Origin of the sequence: Flavobacterium sp. HTF (assembly GCF_003105115.1) — a bacterium.
GTDB lineage: Bacteria > Bacteroidota > Bacteroidia > Flavobacteriales > Flavobacteriaceae > Flavobacterium.
Map to the genome: position 1 here is coordinate 1 of NZ_QETH01000059.1, position 19,183 is coordinate 19,183.

Consider the following 19,183-nt stretch of genomic DNA (forward strand, 5'->3'; position numbering starts at 1 on the left):
TATATTATTCATTTTTACTGTATTGACTTCATGCAGCAGCGATGATGATAATACACCAAAAGACAATTCTATCTACAAAAGTACTTACGTAACAGAAGTAGTAGGACCATTAACTGGAAAAACTAATCAGGAACTTAGCTATTCAGTATCTTTTCAGGTAGAAAATGGTTGTGGAGAATTTCATCAGGTAAATGATGTAAATTTCAATAAAGTTGATGGATATCAGGTTCAGGTAAAATACCCTCCTACTTGCAGTACAAACACTCCTGAAATAAAAAGAACATTATATAAGTTAATGAGTCCAAATGCACCGGGAACTTATTATCTAAGATTTGCAAAATCAGAAACTGAGTTTATCGTTACAACAGTTGTTATTTCAAATTAATTCTGTAAAACGTTAGAATAAAGTATTTGAACAGCTGAAAGAATCAAATCTTTCAGCTGTTTTTTTTTACTTAAAATTCAGAGTCTAATTTTATTTGAATATTTTTTTGTTATAACAGTTTGATATACAGTTTGTTATTTTTTATTTGTAAAAATTAACAATTTTCAAAGCAACCTTATTGCTTTATTATACTCTTTATAATTGAACGGCTTAATATTTGTCTTCAGTTAAACCGCTTCATTAATTTTTTTTTTTTTTGAAACACCGGTCTCCAGGCTGGTGTTTTTCTTTTTAAGAAGCAGAATAAATAGTTTTCAGAAAACCATTTGTCCCGCTATTTGTTTCAATCTTTTATGGTGAACACCACCATAAAAGGATTTCCACGTCTATCGGGGCTAAAGAGAGGTTTTTAGTTTTTATAAGAACCTGTAGCTCCCATTGTCATTCCCTTAAAAATTACTATTTTTGCACTCTAAATTTTATGTCATGCCGAAAAGAAAATATAAAATAGCAGTTGTTCAGTTAAATCTGAACGACGTAGCAGAAAATAATCTTAAAAAATGCATCAGCTGGGTAAGAGATGCAGCCAATAAAGGTGCAGAAGTTATTTTGCTACCTGAATTATATAGCAGTCATTATTTTTGCCAAAGTGAAGACGTGGATAACTTTGCATTAGCAGAACCTTTATACAGTACGTCTTTTATCGCTTTTAGTGAACTAGCAAAAGAACTGGGAGTTGTTATTATTGTTCCTTTCTTTGAAAAAAGAATGGCAGGAATATATCACAATAGTGCCTATATTATTGATACAGACGGAACAGAAGCTGGTTTATACCGTAAAATGCATATTCCGGACGATCCACATTTCTATGAAAAATTCTATTTTACACCAGGTGATTTAGGTTTTCAGGCTATAGAAACGAAAAAAGGAACTATAGGTACATTAATCTGCTGGGATCAATGGTATCCGGAAGCAGCCAGAATTACCGCTCTTAAAGGTGCTGAAGTGTTATTTTATCCAACAGCAATCGGATGGCATCCAAAAGAAAAAGAACAATACGGAGAAAACCAATACGGCGCGTGGATGAATGTAATGAAAGGACATGCGGTTGCAAATGGTGTTTTTGTTGCAGCAGCAAACAGAATTGGTTTAGAACAATATATTGAAGGAACTGAAGGAATTCAATTCTGGGGAGCTTCGTTTATCGCTGGTCCGCAAGGTGAAATTTTAGCACAGGCATCACACGATCAGGAAGAAATATTAATCGCAGAAGTAGATTTAGATCTTCAGGAAAACGTTCGTCAGAACTGGCCATTTTTCAGAGACAGAAGAATTGATGCTTTTGGAGATATTACAAAAAGAGCAATTGACAGATAATCAATTTCGATCAAAATAAAAAAGAGGACAAAATCTACATTTTGTCCTCTTTTGTTTTTATAGAAGTTTTGAAATTATTTCACCTGGAAAGTAACTCTTCTTACGATTTGACGTGCTTCTTTAGAATTTTTATTAACAGAAGTATCTTCGCCATTAGCAATTACATTTAATCTCGAAGCATCAATTCCTGCGTTTACAGCTACTTTTTTCACCGCTTCGGCTCTTTTTCTTGATAACTCAGTATTGTAGTTTGAACTTCCAATTTCATCAGAATATCCAATAATATCAGCAGATTTACCCGGATTGTTTTTTAAATATTTCACTAAGAAATCTACACCTGATAACGAAGCATTTGTTGGTTTAGATGAATTAAAATCAAAATAAACATTTACATATCCGCCATTGATTAATTCCTCAACAGTATTATTTGTAGCACCTTTGCCATTTTGGCCATAAGTTTTTTCCAAATAACTTTCTAATTCATCCGGTACACCATTTTGATTGGTATCGATAGACTGACCTTTTGTGTTTACAGCAACTCCGGCAATTGTATTTGGCTCCAGATCATATAAATCAGCTACGCCGTCTTTATCAGTATCTAAAATTCCGTTTTCAATTGTAGCCACTCTTTGCTCTAACTCATCAATTCTGTCTTCTTCACCAACCCAGTCAGCATGTTTCTCATTTTTACCCAGATAAAAAGTCAGACCAACAGATGCATTAAGCAAAACCCCGTCAAAAGAACCGGTAGTTGTATTTCCCATTCCGTCAAAGTTCCAGTTTTGTTTTCCATTCACAATTCCGGTAAGATCACCAGTCAGTGCTACTCTGTTACTTAATTTTATTTGTCCGGTTAAACCAAGAATTCCGTGACCCATATAATCCTGACCGCCAAAACCGGTCTCAGTGCTAATTTGTGAAACTCCAAAACCCCCGTGAGCCAAAATACCAATTGTATTGGTCCAGGTTTCAAAATTCAAAGCTCGTCCGATGTTTACAACACCCTGCAAACTTGTTCTTACATATCTGCTTTCGAAATCAGGCGTGTTATCACGTTCTTTAAACTGATCATATCCAACATCTAATTTTACACCAAATTTTGGGTTGAACATATATCTGACACCTAAATCAGCGTGAAAAAAATTAAGGGTTTCTGTAGCATAACCAGCGGTCATAGCTCTTGTTGGTTTATTTACACCACCATTTAATTCTATGGACCATTTATTATATGCTAATTTGTCGATTGAGGGCTGAACTGATGTTGTTGTCATGTTTTGTGCGCTTGCTGCAAATGAAAGCACTAAAAATGATAAGGAAGCTAATTTCTTTTTCATGTTATTTTAATTTAATTTGAATTTGTTAAGCTTTTGCTGAGCTTGGGACAAACTTATAACACGCAAGAAGAAATTTTGTTCCATTACTTTTTATAATGTCTTATATAATTTCCATAAAATGCTCAAAAATGGTGCATAATTGTTAAAATAAACCAAAAATTAGACAAAAGAAAAGGGACAAATTTAATATTTGCCCCTTTTTGCATTTTCGGATTGTAATAAATTATTTTAAATCTGGCTGGTATATTTTGATTGTTCCGTCGCCTTCGCTGCTTACAACAACTAAACTTCTTTTTGTCGGACTTTTTGAAGCGGGGATAAAAAGAAGCCCTTCAGGAGCATCACCCGTTTTTACTGTATTTAAATATTGTGGTGAGGCAGGATTGGTAACATCATAAGTCATAAAAGCATCAGATCTTTCTAAACCTACAAATAATATATTCTGATTACCCATTTTAGCAACAACTACCGCTTCCGGTTCAGAACCTTTATCATCACTTCTTTTATCGTCGTAAGTTCCTAATTCATTCGTTTTTTTGTCAACATCATTTTTGCTGTCGTAAACAATTTTACCGGTATTTCCGTTCCAGATAGAAAAAGAACGGGCTCCAAAACTCACCATTTCATCCAAATCTCCATCACCGTCAGTATCTCCCATATCGGTAATAAGATTCAATCTTCCTAAATTAGTTTCTAATTTTAAAGTCGCCGCATCAGGGAAAACTGTTGGATCCAGTGTCATATCTTTCATTCTTTTAATATCGGTATAAGCTGCATATTCTCTCGCATCACCTTCATTAGCCGTTACAAAATAAGGAACATTATTAGAAGAAAAATGACTTATAGCGTCCGGCATAAATAATCCTTTTACTTTCCATGGATTAAAAGCAATTTTATCATCCTTATCACTTCCATCAATTGCATTGTCAGCAGTATTATAATCTTTTAAACCTAAAGGATAAATCGCTGTAATGGTTTTTGAAGTTAAATCAATTTTTGCAACACCATTATTTTCCTGCAAAGTTACCCAGGCAGTTTTAGAATCATCAGAAATGGTAATGTATTCCGGTTCGATGTCCTGAGCAAAGCTTTTAGCATATTTAGAGATTCTGAATCCGTCTTTTGCTAATGTGGCAGCCTGACTGCTAAATGAACTAAAATCAAGAGTTGTAACAGTATAAGTAGCTGTTTCAATAATAGAAATCGTTCCGTTTGGATCTAAAGAATAATCTGTGTTTGGTTCCCCTTCATTAGCAGTCATGATAAATTTTCCGTCTGGCGAAAAAGTAATCATATCCGGAAGAGTACCAACGGTAACTTGCTTAATTAAACTATAATCTGAAGTATTAAAAACAGCAACTTTTCCGTTTCCTTGTTTGTTTACTGTAGATTCTAAAGCAACAGCCAGTTTTCCGTCAAAAACAGAAACACTGTTTGCAGCACCTTCATAGGCAGCTAAATCAATTTTTCCAATTTTGGCTGGTTTTGTTGGATCTGTAATATCAATAACATCAATTTGATTAACACCACTGTTGTTTACTGTAAAAAGTCTTTTGGTTTTTTCACAATAAGCAGAAATTTCAGCAGCAGCTTCTCCGCCAATAGTAATACTTCCAATTTCCTTAAAGGTTGCCGGATTTTCATTTACAACAACTTCTGGTTCTTCGTTGTTTGCATTGTCATCGTTATTACAGCTTGCCATGATAAATAAGGCTGCTAATAACGAGATAGTTACTTTTTTCATTTTTGGGTTTTTTAGTTTTGCCAAATGTAGATACCAGAATCTTGTCAGATATTAAGTCTTTATTATTTAATCTTTAACTTAATTTCTCTACGATTTTCAATTTCGGATGATTTTCTCCTCTTATTTTTATTATCCTTATGAATGCTTATCTTTGTACCCTTTCAAATTTAGAAACATCTTTATGTCAGCAAATAATAGAAGATTCCCGGCAGAATGGGAAAAACAACAGGGGATAGTTTTATGTTTTCCACATAATGGCAACGACTGGCCAGGAAAATATGATGCTGTTCAATGGGCTTTTGTAGAATTTATTAAAAAAGTAGCCACTTTTGAAACAGTGTTTTTGGTCGTAGCCGATGAAAAACTAAAAGAAAAAGTTGCTGAAATGTTAGAAAGGGCAAGAGTAAATACTGCCAATGTTTCTTTTATCATTCATAAAACCAACAGAAGCTGGATGCGTGATTCAGGGCCAATTATTGTAAAAAACGGCTCGAAAAGAGAAGCGTTAAACTTTAATTTTAACGGTTGGGCAAAATATAAAAACTATCAGTTAGATAAATTTGTTCCGGGAAAAGTTGCCGATTTTATTAATGTACCGTTAACTCAGGTTATGTACAAAGGAAAACCCGTTATTGTTGAAGGCGGAGCCATTGATGTAAACGGAAAAGGAACTTTACTGACTTCAGAAGAATGTTTAATGCATCCGACAATTCAGGTTAGAAATCAGGGTTTTACCAAAGAAGATTACGAAGCTGTTTTTAAGGAATATCTTGGTGTTACAAACGTAATCTGGCTTGGAGACGGAATTGAAGGTGATGATACACACGGACACATCGACGATTTATGCCGATTTGTAAACGAAGATACCATCGTTACGATTGTAGAAACAGATAAAAATGATTCAAACTACAAACCTTTGCAGGACAATTTGAAACGTTTGCAAAATGCAAAATTAGAAAACGGAAAATCTCCGGTAATTGTAGCATTACCAATGCCAAAACGTGTCGATTTTGAAGATTTAAGATTACCGGCCAGTTATGCCAATTTCTTAATTTTGAATAATTGCGTTTTAGTGCCAACTTTCAACGACAGCAATGACCGTGTAGCTTTAAATATATTATCAGAATGTTTCCCTGATCGTGAAGTAATCGGAATAAGCTGTATCGATTTCATCTGGGGATTCGGAACATTACATTGTTTGAGTCAGCAGATTCCTGCCTAATGTTTTAATCTCGCAAAGTCGCGAAGGCGCAAAGTTTTTTACGTTTGTCAGGCTGAGCGAAGTCGAAGCCTCCCAAAGTTTGGTGTAGAAATTATTAAGCTTACAATTTTTACTTCGTTGATATGATATAAAATAAAAAACTTTTCGTCTTTGCGACTTCGCGAGATTCAGAAAAAAAAGCATAAAAAAAACCTTGGCGACAACCAAGGTTTTTGTTTTTTATATCTCGTCAGAAATTTTATCTGCTCTTCATTGTCTGATAAATGGAGGTAAAAGCTGGCTTGCAACTTCTCCAAAACCAATTCGTACTTCTGCATTTTCGCAGAAACCACGAATGATTACCGTGTCATTATCTTCAATAAATTTACGTTCGCTTCCATCTTTTAATTTTAATGGATTTTTTCCGCCCCATGTTAATTCCAGCATAGAGCCAAAACTATCAGGAGTTGGTCCCGAAATAGTTCCTGATCCCATCATATCGCCAGAATTCACACGGCATCCGTTTGATGTATGATGCGCCAGTTGCTGACTCATTGACCAGTATAAATATTTAAAATTAGATTTAGAAATTACCGTTTCTTCCTGATCTTCAGGTTTAAGTGAAACTTCTAAATGTATATCAAATGCTTTTTTCCCTTTTGTCTGAAGATAAGGAAGTGGTGTTGGATCTTGTTTTGGCCCTTTTGTTCTAAAAGGTTCCAGAGCATCCATAGTCACAATCCATGGAGAAATTGAAGTAGCAAAGTTTTTTGCTAAGAATGGTCCAAGAGGCACATATTCCCATTTCTGAATATCACGGGCACTCCAGTCATTCAATAAAACCATTCCGAAAATATAATCTTCAGCCTCGTAAGTTGGGATATTTTCACCCATTACGTTGACATCGGTAGTAATAAAAGCAGTTTCGAGTTCGAAATCAACTAATCTCGAAGCACCAAAAACAGGTGTATCGTGACCGGGAGGCAAAGTTTGTCCCATTGGCCTGTGAACAGGGATTCCGGACGGAACGATAGTAGAACTTCTTCCGTGGTAACCTACCGGGATGTGTAACCAGTTTGGCAATAAGGCATTTTCCGGATCACGGAACATTTTACCAACATTGGTAGCGTGTTCTTTACTTGAATAGAAATCAGTATAATCACCAATTAACACTGGCAATTGCATTTCTACATCATCGATTTTAAAAATAACAATATCTCGGTCTTTTGTTGAATCTCTAAGTTGTGGGTTTTCTGCGTCAAAAATGTCAGCGATGCGATTTCGGACCAGACGCCATGTTTTTTTTCCGTCAGAAATAAAATCATTAAGCGTGTCCTGCATAAACATATCATCAGTCAATTCTATTCCTGAAAAATAGTTTAATTGTTGTAAAGCCCCTAAATCTATGGCGTAATCACCAATCCTTGTTCCTACAGTAACGATATTTTCTTTGGTAAGAAATACACCGAAAGGAATATTCTGAATAGGGAAGTCACTATTTTCTGGTACTTCTAACCATGATTTTCTTTTGGTATCGTTGGCGGTTATTGGCATGTTGAATGTTAATTATTTGTTGAAAAATTACTTGTCAAATATATCATAATCTAACTGTATGACAAACGTTTTTTTGTATTTTTGCAGGAAATTAACGAAAAACGAAAAAATGCAACGCGACGAACAAATTTTTAACCTTATACTAGAGGAACAAGACAGACAAATTCACGGATTAGAACTTATTGCTTCAGAAAACTTTGTAAGTGATGAAGTAATGGAAGCAGCAGGATCTGTTTTAACTAATAAATATGCCGAAGGATATCCTGGCAAAAGATACTACGGCGGTTGCGAAGTAGTTGACGTTATTGAGCAAATTGCGATCGACAGAGCTAAAGAATTGTTTGGTGCTGAATATGCAAACGTACAGCCTCACTCAGGATCTCAGGCAAATACAGCTGTTTACCACGCTTGTTTAAATCCCGGAGATACTATTTTAGGTTTTGATTTATCTCACGGTGGTCACTTAACTCACGGTTCTCCTGTAAACTTTTCAGGCCGTTTATACCGTCCTGTTTTTTACGGTGTAGATGCTGAAACAGGTCGTTTGGATTACGATAAAATTCAGGAAATTGCAACTAAAGAACAGCCAAAATTAATCATCGCAGGAGCTTCTGCTTATTCGCGTGATATGGATTTTGCCCGTTTCAGACAAATTGCTGATAGTGTTGGAGCAATCTTATTTGCTGATATTTCACACCCTGCAGGTCTTATTGCAAAAGGATTATTAAACGATCCAATTCCACATTGTCATATTGTTTCTACAACAACTCACAAAACATTAAGAGGACCACGTGGAGGTCTGATCTTAATGGGGAAAGATTTTGAAAACCCACAAGGGTTAAAAACTCCAAAAGGAGAAATCAGAATGATGTCTTCATTATTAGATTTAGCGGTTTTCCCTGGAAATCAAGGTGGACCTTTAATGCATATTATCGCTGCTAAAGCGGTTGCTTTTGGTGAAGCTCTTAAAGATGAGTTCTTTACTTATGCAATGCAATTGCAAAAAAATGCAAATGCAATGGCAGATGCTTTTGTAAAAAGAGGATACAAAATTATTTCTGGCGGAACAGATAACCATATGATGCTTATTGACTTGAGAAATAAAAATATTTCAGGTAAAGAAGCTGAAAATGCATTGGTAAAAGCAGAAATTACAGTAAATAAAAACATGGTTCCTTTTGATGATAAATCACCTTTTATCACGTCTGGAATTCGTGTAGGAACAGCTGCAATCACAACTCGTGGTTTGGTTGAAGAAGATATGGAAACTATCGTAGCACTTATCGACAGAGTATTGGCAGATCATACAAATGAAACTGTTATCGAAGAAGTAGCAAACGAAGTAAATGAAATGATGAGCGAAAGACCGATTTTCGTTTATTAATAAAAAGTTTCAGGTTTAAAGTTTCAAGTTTAAAGTTTTGTGGCACGTAAAAAAACGTAAAACAAGACTTTAAACTTTTTTCATTCCTAAAAGAACGTAACACAAGGAACTTAAAACTTGAAACCTCAAACAAAAAAAAACAAAATATCATGGGCGTACTAAGATTACAACTGCCAACCGACCCAAGATGGGTAAATATTGTTGAGAAGAACATCGAAGAAATCTTAACAGATCACGCGTGGTGCGAACAGAAAGCAGCAACAAATGCGATTACAATCATTACCAATAATTCGGAGCATCAGGATTTGGTAAAAGATTTATTGGCCTTAGCCAAAGAAGAAATCGATCATTTTGAGCAGGTGCATAATATCATCATAAAAAGAGGATTAAAATTAGGACGTGAGCGCAAAGACGATTATGTAAACGAATTGTATTTGTACATGAAGAAAAGCGGTGACGGAAGCCGTGTTTCAGGTCTTGTAGAAAGATTATTGTTTTCGGCAATGATCGAAGCCAGAAGCTGTGAACGTTTTAAAGTTTTATCTGAAAATATCCAGGACGAAGAACTAGCTGTTTTCTACAGAGAATTAATGGAAAGTGAAGCCGGACATTATACCACTTTCATCACTTATGCAAGAAAATACGGTGTTGGAATCGACGTTGAAAAACGATGGAGAGAATGGCTTGCTTACGAAGAATCAATTATTACTAATTACGGAAAAGGAGAGACGATTCACGGGTAAGCTTTTAGTTTGTTTCAGGTTTCAGGTTTCAGGTTTTTCACGTTGAGTGATCCTGATAATTAGAAACTTTGCGAATCCCTTCAAAATTAAAAAATCCGTTTCAATCCGCGTTTTCGCGATAGCGAATCAGTTAAATCTGAGTTCAATTTTAAGTTTTTATAATCTAAAATCTAAAATCTATCCCGAAGTTTCGGGATAAAATTCCTTATATTTGAGAGTAACCAAAATCTTGAATTATGAGGATAGAAATGGACCTAAAACTGGGATTTAAAGATGTAATGATACGACCAAAAAGATCAACCCTAAAGAGTCGGTCGGAAGTTACTTTAGAACAAAATTTTAAATTTCTGCACAGTTCCGCTCCATGGACAGGAATTCCGATTATGGCTGCCAATATGGATACAGTCGGAACTTTTGAAATGGCTGAAGTTTTGGCTAAAGAAAAGCTGTTTACAGCCATTCATAAACATTATACTCCAAAAGAATGGAGCGATTTTTTGCAAAAAGCCGATTCGGATTTTTACAATTACATTGCCATTAGCACAGGTACAGGAAGCGAAGACTCTTTGAAAATTGCAGAAATTATTAAAGCGAATCCTCAACTTCGTTTTATTTGTATTGATGTTGCAAACGGTTATTCAGAGCATTTTGTTGATTTTTTGAAGCAAATCCGAAAACAATATCCGGATAAAGTAATCATTGCCGGAAATGTCGTAACAGGCGAAATGGTAGAAGAATTGCTTTTGGCAGGAGCAGATATAGTAAAAGTTGGGATTGGCCCGGGATCTGTTTGTACAACCCGCGTAAAAACAGGAGTCGGATATCCACAATTATCCGCAATTATCGAATGTGCCGATGCTGCTCATGGTCTGGGCGGACATATTATCAGCGATGGTGGCTGCTCAACTCCGGGCGATGTGGCAAAAGCTTTTGGTGCAGGCGCAGATTTTGTTATGCTGGGCGGAATGTTAGCCGGGCATACAGAAAGCGGAGGCGAGTTAATCGAAATTAACGGTGAGAAATTCAGGCAATTTTACGGAATGAGTTCTACAACTGCAATGGATAAACATGTTGGCGGTGTAGCAGAATACAGAGCAAGCGAAGGAAAAACAGTTCAGGTTCCTTTTAAAGGGAATGTTATTCATACACTTTTGGATATTTTGGGAGGTTTGCGAAGCACCTGTACATATGTCGGGGCTTCCAGGTTAAAAGAACTAACCAAACGCACCACTTTCATCCGCGTAAGCGAACAGGAAAATCAAATTTTCAACACTAAATAAAAAGCATTTTTAAGCATAGATTATGATTACAATTTCAGAAGCAGGTTTAAGTGATATTAAAATAATTCAGGAAATCACAAATATTACCTGGCCCATTACTTACTGCGAAATTTTGTCTCAAACACAATTAGATTATATGTTAGGTTTGTTTTATTCCGAAGAAGCTTTATCAAAACAAATCGGGAATAAAGAACAGTTATTTTATCTAATTTCAGATTCAGAATCGACAATTGGTTTTATCGGAATTGAGCATAATTATAAAAATGAAGCCATAACTAAGATCCATAAAATATATCTTTTGCCGGAAACACAAGGAAAAGGTTACGGGAAAATAGTTTTCGAATCGATTGAAAAACTGGCTTTAGAAAATAATTCAGCAGCACTTTTATTAAATGTAAACCGTTTTAATACAGCATTAAATTTTTATAAAAAACTAGGTTTCGAAATCAAGGAAACAGTTGATATAGAAATAGGAAATGGTTATTTAATGGAAGATTATGTGATGGGGAAACAGATATCAAAATAATTTTTGCACAATATTGTTCTTGGCCTACTGTGATTTAATGGATTAGAATCCAATTTCTCAAACTGATTCAACTCACAATCACATCATGTTTGAACAATAAACCTTTCACTTCATTCAAAGAAAAAATAGCTTTCTTCAATTTAGTTTTTGAAGGATCAATAGTGTAATTATAACTGGTTTTAAAATCGGCCTTATTGGCTATTGCTTTGTCAAATTCAGAGCGGTACAAATCGCAGTTGTCAAAAAGTACGCCTGTGAGATCTGTGGCCATAAAATCTACCGCAATCAGACTGCAATTATTGAAAGTGGTTCCTTTTATTTTCAGGGTATAAAATTTAGAAAAATCTAAAATGCAATCATAAAAATGCACTTCAAAAATCAGTTTATCGCACATGGCAAAATTTACTTCCCTGATTTCACATCTGTAAAAAGTGACACTTCTAAAAGCTACATAATTGATTTTTGCTTCATTAAAAATGCAATCATTAAAAACACAATCAATAAATGTTACGGCTAAAAAAGTACAGGCAGAGAAATTACAATTATTAAAAATACAGCATTCGAAGTCCTTAAAATTAAGATCATCTTTCTCATAAATCAGGGTATTATATTCTTTATCAAGAAAATATTCAGATTCTTTTTTCACTGCTTTTAATCGTTGTTTCAGACTGAAAAGATAATAATTAAGGTGGGATAGTTTTTATTTTTTTCAGATAACATTTTATTTCTGCTTTTATGATACTGTTATTTTTAATGGATTTAGGTGTAAAGTATTGATAATAAGGGTTATATTTATAGAAGTATTTGTGATTATTAAAAAACACCTGACTTATAATGGTAACGTTTTTAAAAAATAATTTCTTAAAATATTCCTGTAAAATCGTAGGGTTACTTTTTTTTATTTCATTTAATAGCATTGCGCAAAATCATACTGACACGACAGAACTTTGTCCTCCAAAAACAATTCTGGAACTTTTTACAAAAAAAGATAAAGATTCCCTTTTGACTCTAAAACCAGAAAAAAATAGTTTTTTCCTTGTCATTCCGGTTATAGGTACACAGCCTGCCACAGGTTTTGTTTTTGGCGGCGTTGCCCAGTATACTTTCAAAGGAAAAGAAGAAACAGCCAAATATTCTATCGCCAATCTGGGAGTGACCTATACTTCAAAAAAGCAATGGCTAATAAATATTAAAAACAATATTTTATTGAAGAACAACAAGATATTTTTGAGCGGTGATTATCGTATATACATTTTTTCGCAGCCTAATTACGGCTTGGGAACTAATATTATTCCGCCTCACAGCAGAAGTGATAATTTTAGTATTGATTCTATTGCTCAGCCAATGGATTATAATTATTTCAAGTTTCACCAAACGGCATCCTGGCAAATGAGAAAGAATTTTTATTTAGGCGGAGGAATAAATATAGACTGGTATATGAAGATTAACGATAAAAATCTTGATATTGAAAATCAGGTTTTTACCTATCATTATAAGTACAGTCAAAAATACGGATTCAATGATTTGGAGTACTACTTAACCGGTGTGAGTCTGAATGTTGTTTACGATTCCAGAGATAATCAGGTCAATACCTCGCGTGGATGGTTTGCGAATATAAACTACCGTTTTAATCCTGTATTGTTTAAAAATCAGGAATATAGTAATGTGCTTTTTACAGAATACAGAAATTTTATTCCGCTTTCGCGAAAGAACGAGGGGTACATTTTAGGAATTTGGGCCTACGGGCAATTTGTAACGCGCGGAAAAGTTCCGTATTTAAATTTACCTGCAATTGGCTGGGACCAGAGAAGCCGGAGTGGAGAAGGCTACACGCAGGGATTATTCAGAGGAACGAATATGATCTATTTTTCTACAGAATTCAGATTTCCAATAACCTGTAATCAAATGTTTGGAGGAACCGTTTTTACACACTTTACAACCGCAAGTAATCCCGAAACAGACACCCGTCTTTTTAGTTCTGTACAGCCTGCAATAGGAGTGGGCCTGCGAATTTTGATCGATAAGAAAACCCGCACAAACCTTGTTGTCGATTATGCTGTCGGGAACAATTCAAAAGGATTTTATATAAATGCCGGAGAAACTTTTTGAGCTTTTCTTCATAAGAAAAACATAATTCTCCTTAGGTTATGCTTTTTATTTTAAATTCAATGCTTATTTTTGTTGTATACACAATCTTCTAAAATGAAATTACTTATAGTCGAAGACGAACCAAATTTGCTCTCTATTTTACGTAAAGGATTTGCAGAAAACAACAATGAAGTTAGCGTTGCGCTTGATGGTACAACGGCTTTGGAAATGATTCACAATTATACTTTTGATGTTGTGATTTTGGATGTAATGCTGCCGGATATCAACGGAATTGAAATTTGCAGAAGATTGCGCGCCAGTAAAATTTTTGTTCCTATCCTGCTTTTGACAGCTTTGGGAACTTCAGAAAATATTGTAACCGGTTTAAATGCCGGTGCCGATGATTACCTGGTGAAACCTTTTAAATTTGGAGAACTCGACGCAAGGGTAAATGCTCTGAACAGAAGGGCGCATCAGGAAACAGAAAAAATAGATACCATAATTATCAGTGATTTGGAAATAAACGGAAGAGCCAAAACCGTTAAAAGAGATGGCGAACCTATTATCCTGACTGCCAAAGAATTTAAATTACTTTATTATTTGGCTAAAAACACCGGAAGAATTGTATCCCGTGACCAGATTCTGGATAATGTCTGGGATATTAATTTTGACATGAATACCAATGTTGTTGATGTATACATCAATTATTTAAGAAAAAAGATAGATAAGCCTTTCAAGACCAAACTTATCCAGACCATGAAAGGTTTAGGATATGTAATACAAGCCTAAAATGGACATTAGAAAAAAAATTACGTTTACTTATGTAGCACTCTCTACTTTTAGTACTTTGCTCCTGAGTATAATAGTATTCGTTTTATTTAGAGAAAATAACCGTTATCACTTCTTAAAAAGGCTTGAAGACAGGGCCAAAATCGTTGCTTCTGTACACTTTCAGAACGATCCCGAAAAAATAAAATACTACAGTAACCTGAAAAAAAACGGACTGGAAGAGCTTATTGAAGAAGAAGAATATGTTCTTAAAATCAACAGTGCCAACAGCTTTGATTATAATACCAAGCTAAATTTGCCGAATGAATTTTATTCTAATATCCTGCAAACCGGAAAAGATTATTTTGAAGTAAACAGTAAATATTACTTAGGTCAGGTTTTTACGGAAAATAATCAAAAATATATTGTCGTTGTTGGAGCAAGAGACAAAAGAGGAAAAACGACTACAATCTACATTGTAAAAATTTTGCTTTTTGGCGGTATCGGATTTATCTTTCTTGCTTTCTTTTTAGGACGTTTTCTGGCGAAACGTGTTATCAATCCTGTGGCAAGAATTACCAAAGAAGTAAACAGAATCAGTGCTTCAAACCTGCACAACCGATTGCCGGAAATAAAAAATTCAGACGAAATTTCAGATCTGACCAGAACTTTTAATGATATGCTGGATCGTCTGGAAACCTCTTTTGAGATTCAGGCCAACTTCATTAATAATGCATCCCACGAACTAAAAACGCCAATTACAACCATTATTGCCGAGTCTGAAATTATGCTCCTTAAAGAGCGTGAAGTGACAGAATATATAGAATCCCTGCAAAACATTTATAGTCAGGCTTCAAGATTGGGTAATCTGACCGAAAGTTTGCTGAAGCTTACACAAACAGGTTATGATGGTAACAAACAGGTTTTGGATATTGCCCGTATTGATGAACTATTATTAGATGTCAAATCGGACCTGGATAAAATTTATCCTGATAACCGCGTAAGCATCAAGCTTAATTTTGCACCAAAAGATTCTAATTTACTGCTGATCCCGTGTAACAGGCCACTTTTGGAACTGGCGATCAATAATATTATTACAAACGGAGTAAAATACTCTGATAATAATGAAGTATTCGTTACGCTTTCTGCAAACAACGAAGCGATTAAAATTTCCATAAATGATATCGGAATCGGAATTCCTCCGGAAGATATCCCTCATTTATATGAACCTTTCTTTAGGGGAAAAATCGCTGCAAAATACATAGGATATGGTCTGGGGCTTCCTCTGGCTTCTAAAATTATCCGAATGCATGCCGGTGAAATTCAAGTACAATCGGAACAGAATAAAGGAACTATTGTAACTATAATTTTCAAGAAAGATATTAAAAAGAGCAACATTAAAAAATCTAATGTTGAATCTTAGAAAAATCTAATTTTATATTAAGACCCTTCTAATTTTCAGGAAGTTATTTTGTATGTATAAACTAAACGATTATACATATGAAAAATTTCCTTATACCTACGACCTTAAAACAAGATACTGTCAGTGCTGTAAAATCAGCTATTATCCAGGGTAAAAACAGTGATTTTCAAATTGTTTTAATGATGGTTTCTGAAACTCCGGATTCTTTTTCCTCATCACAATTCTTACGCGAAATGCGAGCAGGCATTACGGCAAGCCAGGAAGAAGTTCTTGAAACCTGCAGATATATTGTCGAAAAAGTGCCTAACTGTAAATTAAAAGTGCACAATCAATACGGACTTTCGTCTCCAATCTTCAAAGGTATTATTGATGCTTTTAATGTAAAACTGGTTATTCTGACCAATTCTTATAAGCAGGAAACAAAACGTATTCATAATTACTTAGTAAAACTGGCTGCAAACCAAAAGTGCCCAATACTGCATTTAGGGACAGAACTTACTAAAGACAACTTTTATAAAGCACTTTATATCGAAAATGCAAATGCAAACCTGCATGTAAAAGATGTTCAGCAGTTTTTGAGCGCTAATTTTTCTTATGAAATTGTGAGCCAGACCGCAAAAACGAATGACAATTACGAAGATATGACGCCTTATCTGTCCGAAGCAATTTCAAAATATGATATTGATTTGCTGGTAGAAACACGCAAGGGTGAAAAAATCAAATTCAAAAAAACAAAAAAAGAAAACATCAACGATAAATTGGGACTTCCGGTCTTATCGCTGTACGAAGAATTAGCTTAAAACTGATTTCTCAAGAAAAATATAAGTTTAATTTAAAACCGAAAATATGTTATTAAAGAAAAGAATTCCAATGAAGTACATTCTCGGGAAAATTAAAGTAGAAATTGCTCTGGTATTGGCCTATACGATACTATTTGAAATTTTTCATTACTATTTCATCAACCTTCCCGTAGATATTCCAATTGCCATTCCAACCATGATTGGAACAATTATTTCGCTGCTATTGGCTTTTAAATCCAATCAGGCTTATGACAGATGGTGGGAAGCCCGGATTGTATGGGGTGCAGTAGTAAACGATTCCAGAACATTAATCCGTCAGGTTTTGACATTTTATAAAGACCCTGATTTTTCTGTTGAAGCAAGCGAGTTCAAAGAAAATTTTGCCAAGAGACAAATTGCATGGTGTTATAGTTTAGGACAATCCCTTAGAGGAAAAGATGCCATAAAACCACTGAAAGGTCTGGTGAGTGAAGAAGAAATCAAATACATCAAAAATCATCAAAATGTGCCAAATGCTATTTTGATGCTTCACGCAAGGGATCTTAGAAATGCCAAAAACGATAAACGTATCAATATGTATCAGCAGGTAGAAATAGACAATACGTTATCAAGATTGTGTGATGAAATGGGTAAATGTGAAAGAATTAAAAACACCATTTTCCCTACAACATACAGTATGTATATAAGATTGACACTTTGTCTTTTTATTCTGTTATTGCCTTTTGGACTGACAAGTGTGTTAAGCTGGTTTGCGATCCCGTTGATTACCGCTATTGCCGCCGCTTTCTTTTTGATAGAAAGAATGGCAATCCATTTGCAGGACCCGTTTGAAAACAGACCGACAGATACACCGGTAACTACAATTGCCAATACAATTGAAAAAAATATTAAGCAGATGCTCAATGAGTATCAAAGTGAATTTGATATTCTAAATGAATTTGATTTAAAAGAGCAGCCTCAAAAAGCGGAAAACGACGCTTATTTCGTTTTATGATTATTTTTTTTTTGGTCACTTAATTGTTAGATTGTTAGCCAGACAGCGCTGTTTATTGTTTTAGCTGTCTGGTTTTCTATTTATACACTAACCTCCCTAATGTCTGGATAGACTGACGTAATTCATTTGTCCACGGAAGTCCAAAACTCAATCGCATGCAATTCGAAAACTGATCCTGAAAAGAAAAAATCCTTCCCGGCGCAATACTAATATGGTGTTTCATGGCCAGATGATAAAAATCTGCCGTATCTATTTTTTTATCTAATTCTATCCAAAGAAAAAAACCGCCTTGCGGCTGACTTACTTTTGTTCCTTTCGGAAAAGATTCCAGAACGGTATTGATATAATTATTGCAATTATGATTCAGTATCTGGCGAATTTTTCTAAGATGATTTTCATAACGTCCATTTTTAAGAAAATCGCCAATAACCTCGTGTGTAATAGTAGGAGGAGAAAGGGTATGATAAATTTTATTACGCAAAATTTCCTTTTTAAACTTTCCGGGCGAAACCCATCCCACGCGATAACCCGGAGCCAGTGTTTTTGATACCGAACTGCAGCAAAGCACAATACCGCTTTCGTCATAAGCTTTGCAATTTGTCGGACGGCTGGAGCCAAAGTATAAATCACCGTGAATATCATCTTCAATAAGCGGAACATTGTAAAACTCCATCAGCCGGACCACTTCCTTTTTATGTTCAACAGGCATCATACTTCCGGATGGGTTGCTAAAATTGCTCATCAGTACACAAGCTTTTACTTTTTTAGAAGAAAGTGCTTTTTTCAGAGCTTCCAGTTCTATTCCTGTTGTCATGTTGGTTGGCATTTCCATCACATACAATCCTAAAGATTTTACCAGCTGCAAAAGGCCAAAATAGGCGGGGCTTTCAGTAATAATAGTATCTCCCGGTTTTGTTAAAGTCATTAAACAATGCGAAATAGCACTTGTACAGCCCGGAGTTGTAATAATATCATCTTCTGTCAAAGATCCTCCCCAGGTAAAAGACCAGCGGGCAATTTCCCTTCTTAAATTCGGATTTCCCTGTACTTCCTCATAACTCGTTCCGCTGTTGGGCAGTGAACGCATTGCCTGAATCATTCCTTTGTTTAATTTTGCAATAGGAAGAAGCTCATTAGAAGGAAAACCCAAAGAAAGCATTGTGATATTTTTATCGGTCATGTTGCCATAAACCTGATCAATCAAATCCTCCCGATCAACATTTAAGCATTTTAAGACCGGACTGCTCGGACTTGGTTCTGTAATAATTCGGGCAGAAGTATTACTTACATAATAACCCGATTGCGGCCTTGATTCGATCAGCGAACGGCTTTCGATTTCATAATACGCCTTACTAACCGTACTCATGCTGTAACCCGTTTCGGCACAAACCTCGCGAATAGAAGGTAGCTTGTCGCCAACGCTCAGAACACCCGATTTTATTTGCTTTTCGATCCTGTCGGCAAACTGAAGATATAAGTAATTGGAACTTCCCATAAAAAAAAAACTGTTATGGTGCAATTTACAAAAACTGTATCTGTATTGCTGTGTTTTTTTTATGAAATTTGTTTTTATAAAAATTAA

The 19,183-nt window shown here is 35.1% G+C and carries 17 protein-coding genes; 12 read left to right on the forward strand and 5 right to left on the reverse strand.

Going from position 1 to position 19,183, the window contains the following annotated elements; translation table 11 throughout:
* The coding region (locus tag DCO46_RS22710; RefSeq protein ID WP_116753473.1) for a hypothetical protein at positions 1–385 on the forward strand (385 nt) is incomplete at its 5' end.
* Between the two features lie 486 nt (positions 386–871).
* The gene (locus tag DCO46_RS15805) at positions 872–1,762 is read left to right on the forward strand and encodes a carbon-nitrogen hydrolase (protein ID WP_116753474.1); all 891 of its coding nucleotides are present in this window, start codon (positions 872–874) and stop codon (positions 1,760–1,762) included.
* A 74-nt stretch (positions 1,763–1,836) separates the two neighbouring features.
* Here the strand turns inward: DCO46_RS15805 and DCO46_RS15810 are convergent, their stop codons facing one another.
* Both DCO46_RS15810 and DCO46_RS15815 read right to left on the reverse strand, forming a co-directional pair.
* Entirely contained in the window at positions 1,837–3,096 is a 1,260-nt protein-coding gene (locus DCO46_RS15810; RefSeq protein ID WP_116753475.1) for an OmpA family protein, read from the reverse strand.
* Between the two features lie 223 nt (positions 3,097–3,319).
* A complete protein-coding gene (locus DCO46_RS15815) occupies positions 3,320–4,840 on the reverse strand; it encodes a choice-of-anchor I family protein (protein WP_116753476.1) in 1,521 nt (506 codons plus the stop codon).
* A 181-nt stretch (positions 4,841–5,021) separates the two neighbouring features.
* On the opposite strand from DCO46_RS15815, the gene DCO46_RS15820 reads away from it, so the two are divergent.
* The gene (locus tag DCO46_RS15820; protein WP_116753477.1) at positions 5,022–6,062 is read left to right on the forward strand and encodes an agmatine/peptidylarginine deiminase; all 1,041 of its coding nucleotides are present in this window, start codon (positions 5,022–5,024) and stop codon (positions 6,060–6,062) included.
* 249 nt (positions 6,063–6,311) lie between these two features.
* Here DCO46_RS15820 and fahA read toward each other — a convergent pair whose 3' ends face one another.
* The gene (gene fahA / locus DCO46_RS15825) at positions 6,312–7,595 is read right to left on the reverse strand and encodes a fumarylacetoacetase (RefSeq protein ID WP_116753478.1); all 1,284 of its coding nucleotides are present in this window, start codon (positions 7,593–7,595) and stop codon (positions 6,312–6,314) included.
* 109 nt (positions 7,596–7,704) lie between these two features.
* Here fahA and glyA point away from each other — a divergent pair, with 109 nt between their 5' ends.
* From glyA to DCO46_RS15845, 4 genes are all read left to right on the forward strand, one after another.
* Positions 7,705–8,979 (forward strand): serine hydroxymethyltransferase, encoded by a 1,275-nt coding sequence (gene glyA, locus DCO46_RS15830; RefSeq protein WP_116753479.1) that lies wholly within the window; start codon positions 7,705–7,707, stop codon positions 8,977–8,979.
* Positions 8,980–9,128: 149 nt separating this feature from the next.
* A complete protein-coding gene (locus DCO46_RS15835) occupies positions 9,129–9,722 on the forward strand; it encodes a tRNA-(ms[2]io[6]A)-hydroxylase (RefSeq protein ID WP_055097892.1) in 594 nt (197 codons plus the stop codon).
* Between the two features lie 236 nt (positions 9,723–9,958).
* On the forward strand, positions 9,959–11,002 hold the full coding sequence (locus DCO46_RS15840; protein ID WP_116753480.1) for a GMP reductase: 1,044 nt from the start codon (positions 9,959–9,961) through the stop codon (positions 11,000–11,002).
* Positions 11,003–11,024: 22 nt separating this feature from the next.
* Positions 11,025–11,528: a GNAT family N-acetyltransferase gene (locus tag DCO46_RS15845; RefSeq protein WP_116753481.1), complete on the forward strand. Its 504-nt coding sequence runs from the start codon at positions 11,025–11,027 to the stop codon at positions 11,526–11,528.
* A gap of 67 nt (positions 11,529–11,595) precedes the next feature.
* Here the strand turns inward: DCO46_RS15845 and DCO46_RS15850 are convergent, their stop codons facing one another.
* A complete protein-coding gene (locus DCO46_RS15850) occupies positions 11,596–12,174 on the reverse strand; it encodes a pentapeptide repeat-containing protein (RefSeq protein ID WP_116753482.1) in 579 nt (192 codons plus the stop codon).
* Between the two features lie 188 nt (positions 12,175–12,362).
* On the opposite strand from DCO46_RS15850, the gene DCO46_RS15855 reads away from it, so the two are divergent.
* The 5 genes from DCO46_RS15855 to DCO46_RS15875 all read left to right on the forward strand — a co-directional run bounded on the left by DCO46_RS15855 (position 12,363) and on the right by DCO46_RS15875 (position 17,601).
* Positions 12,363–13,637: a BamA/TamA family outer membrane protein gene (locus tag DCO46_RS15855; RefSeq protein ID WP_116753483.1), complete on the forward strand. Its 1,275-nt coding sequence runs from the start codon at positions 12,363–12,365 to the stop codon at positions 13,635–13,637.
* A gap of 93 nt (positions 13,638–13,730) precedes the next feature.
* Positions 13,731–14,405 carry a response regulator transcription factor gene (locus DCO46_RS15860; RefSeq protein WP_116753484.1) on the forward strand — a complete coding sequence of 225 codons (675 nt, stop codon included), beginning with the start codon at positions 13,731–13,733 and terminating at the stop codon, positions 14,403–14,405.
* 1 nt (position 14,406) lies between these two features.
* On the forward strand, positions 14,407–15,807 hold the full coding sequence (locus DCO46_RS15865; RefSeq protein ID WP_116753485.1) for a sensor histidine kinase: 1,401 nt from the start codon (positions 14,407–14,409) through the stop codon (positions 15,805–15,807).
* Between the two features lie 77 nt (positions 15,808–15,884).
* On the forward strand, positions 15,885–16,607 hold the full coding sequence (locus tag DCO46_RS15870; RefSeq protein WP_116753486.1) for a hypothetical protein: 723 nt from the start codon (positions 15,885–15,887) through the stop codon (positions 16,605–16,607).
* Positions 16,608–16,653: 46 nt separating this feature from the next.
* Positions 16,654–17,601, forward strand: a complete 948-nt coding sequence (locus tag DCO46_RS15875; RefSeq protein WP_116753487.1) for a bestrophin family protein — start codon at positions 16,654–16,656, stop codon at positions 17,599–17,601.
* Positions 17,602–17,677: 76 nt separating this feature from the next.
* Here DCO46_RS15875 and DCO46_RS15880 read toward each other — a convergent pair whose 3' ends face one another.
* Positions 17,678–19,096, reverse strand: coding sequence for a PLP-dependent aminotransferase family protein (locus DCO46_RS15880; protein ID WP_116753488.1), 1,419 nt, complete (start codon positions 19,094–19,096; stop codon positions 17,678–17,680).
* Between the last annotated feature and the right edge of the window lie 87 nt (positions 19,097–19,183).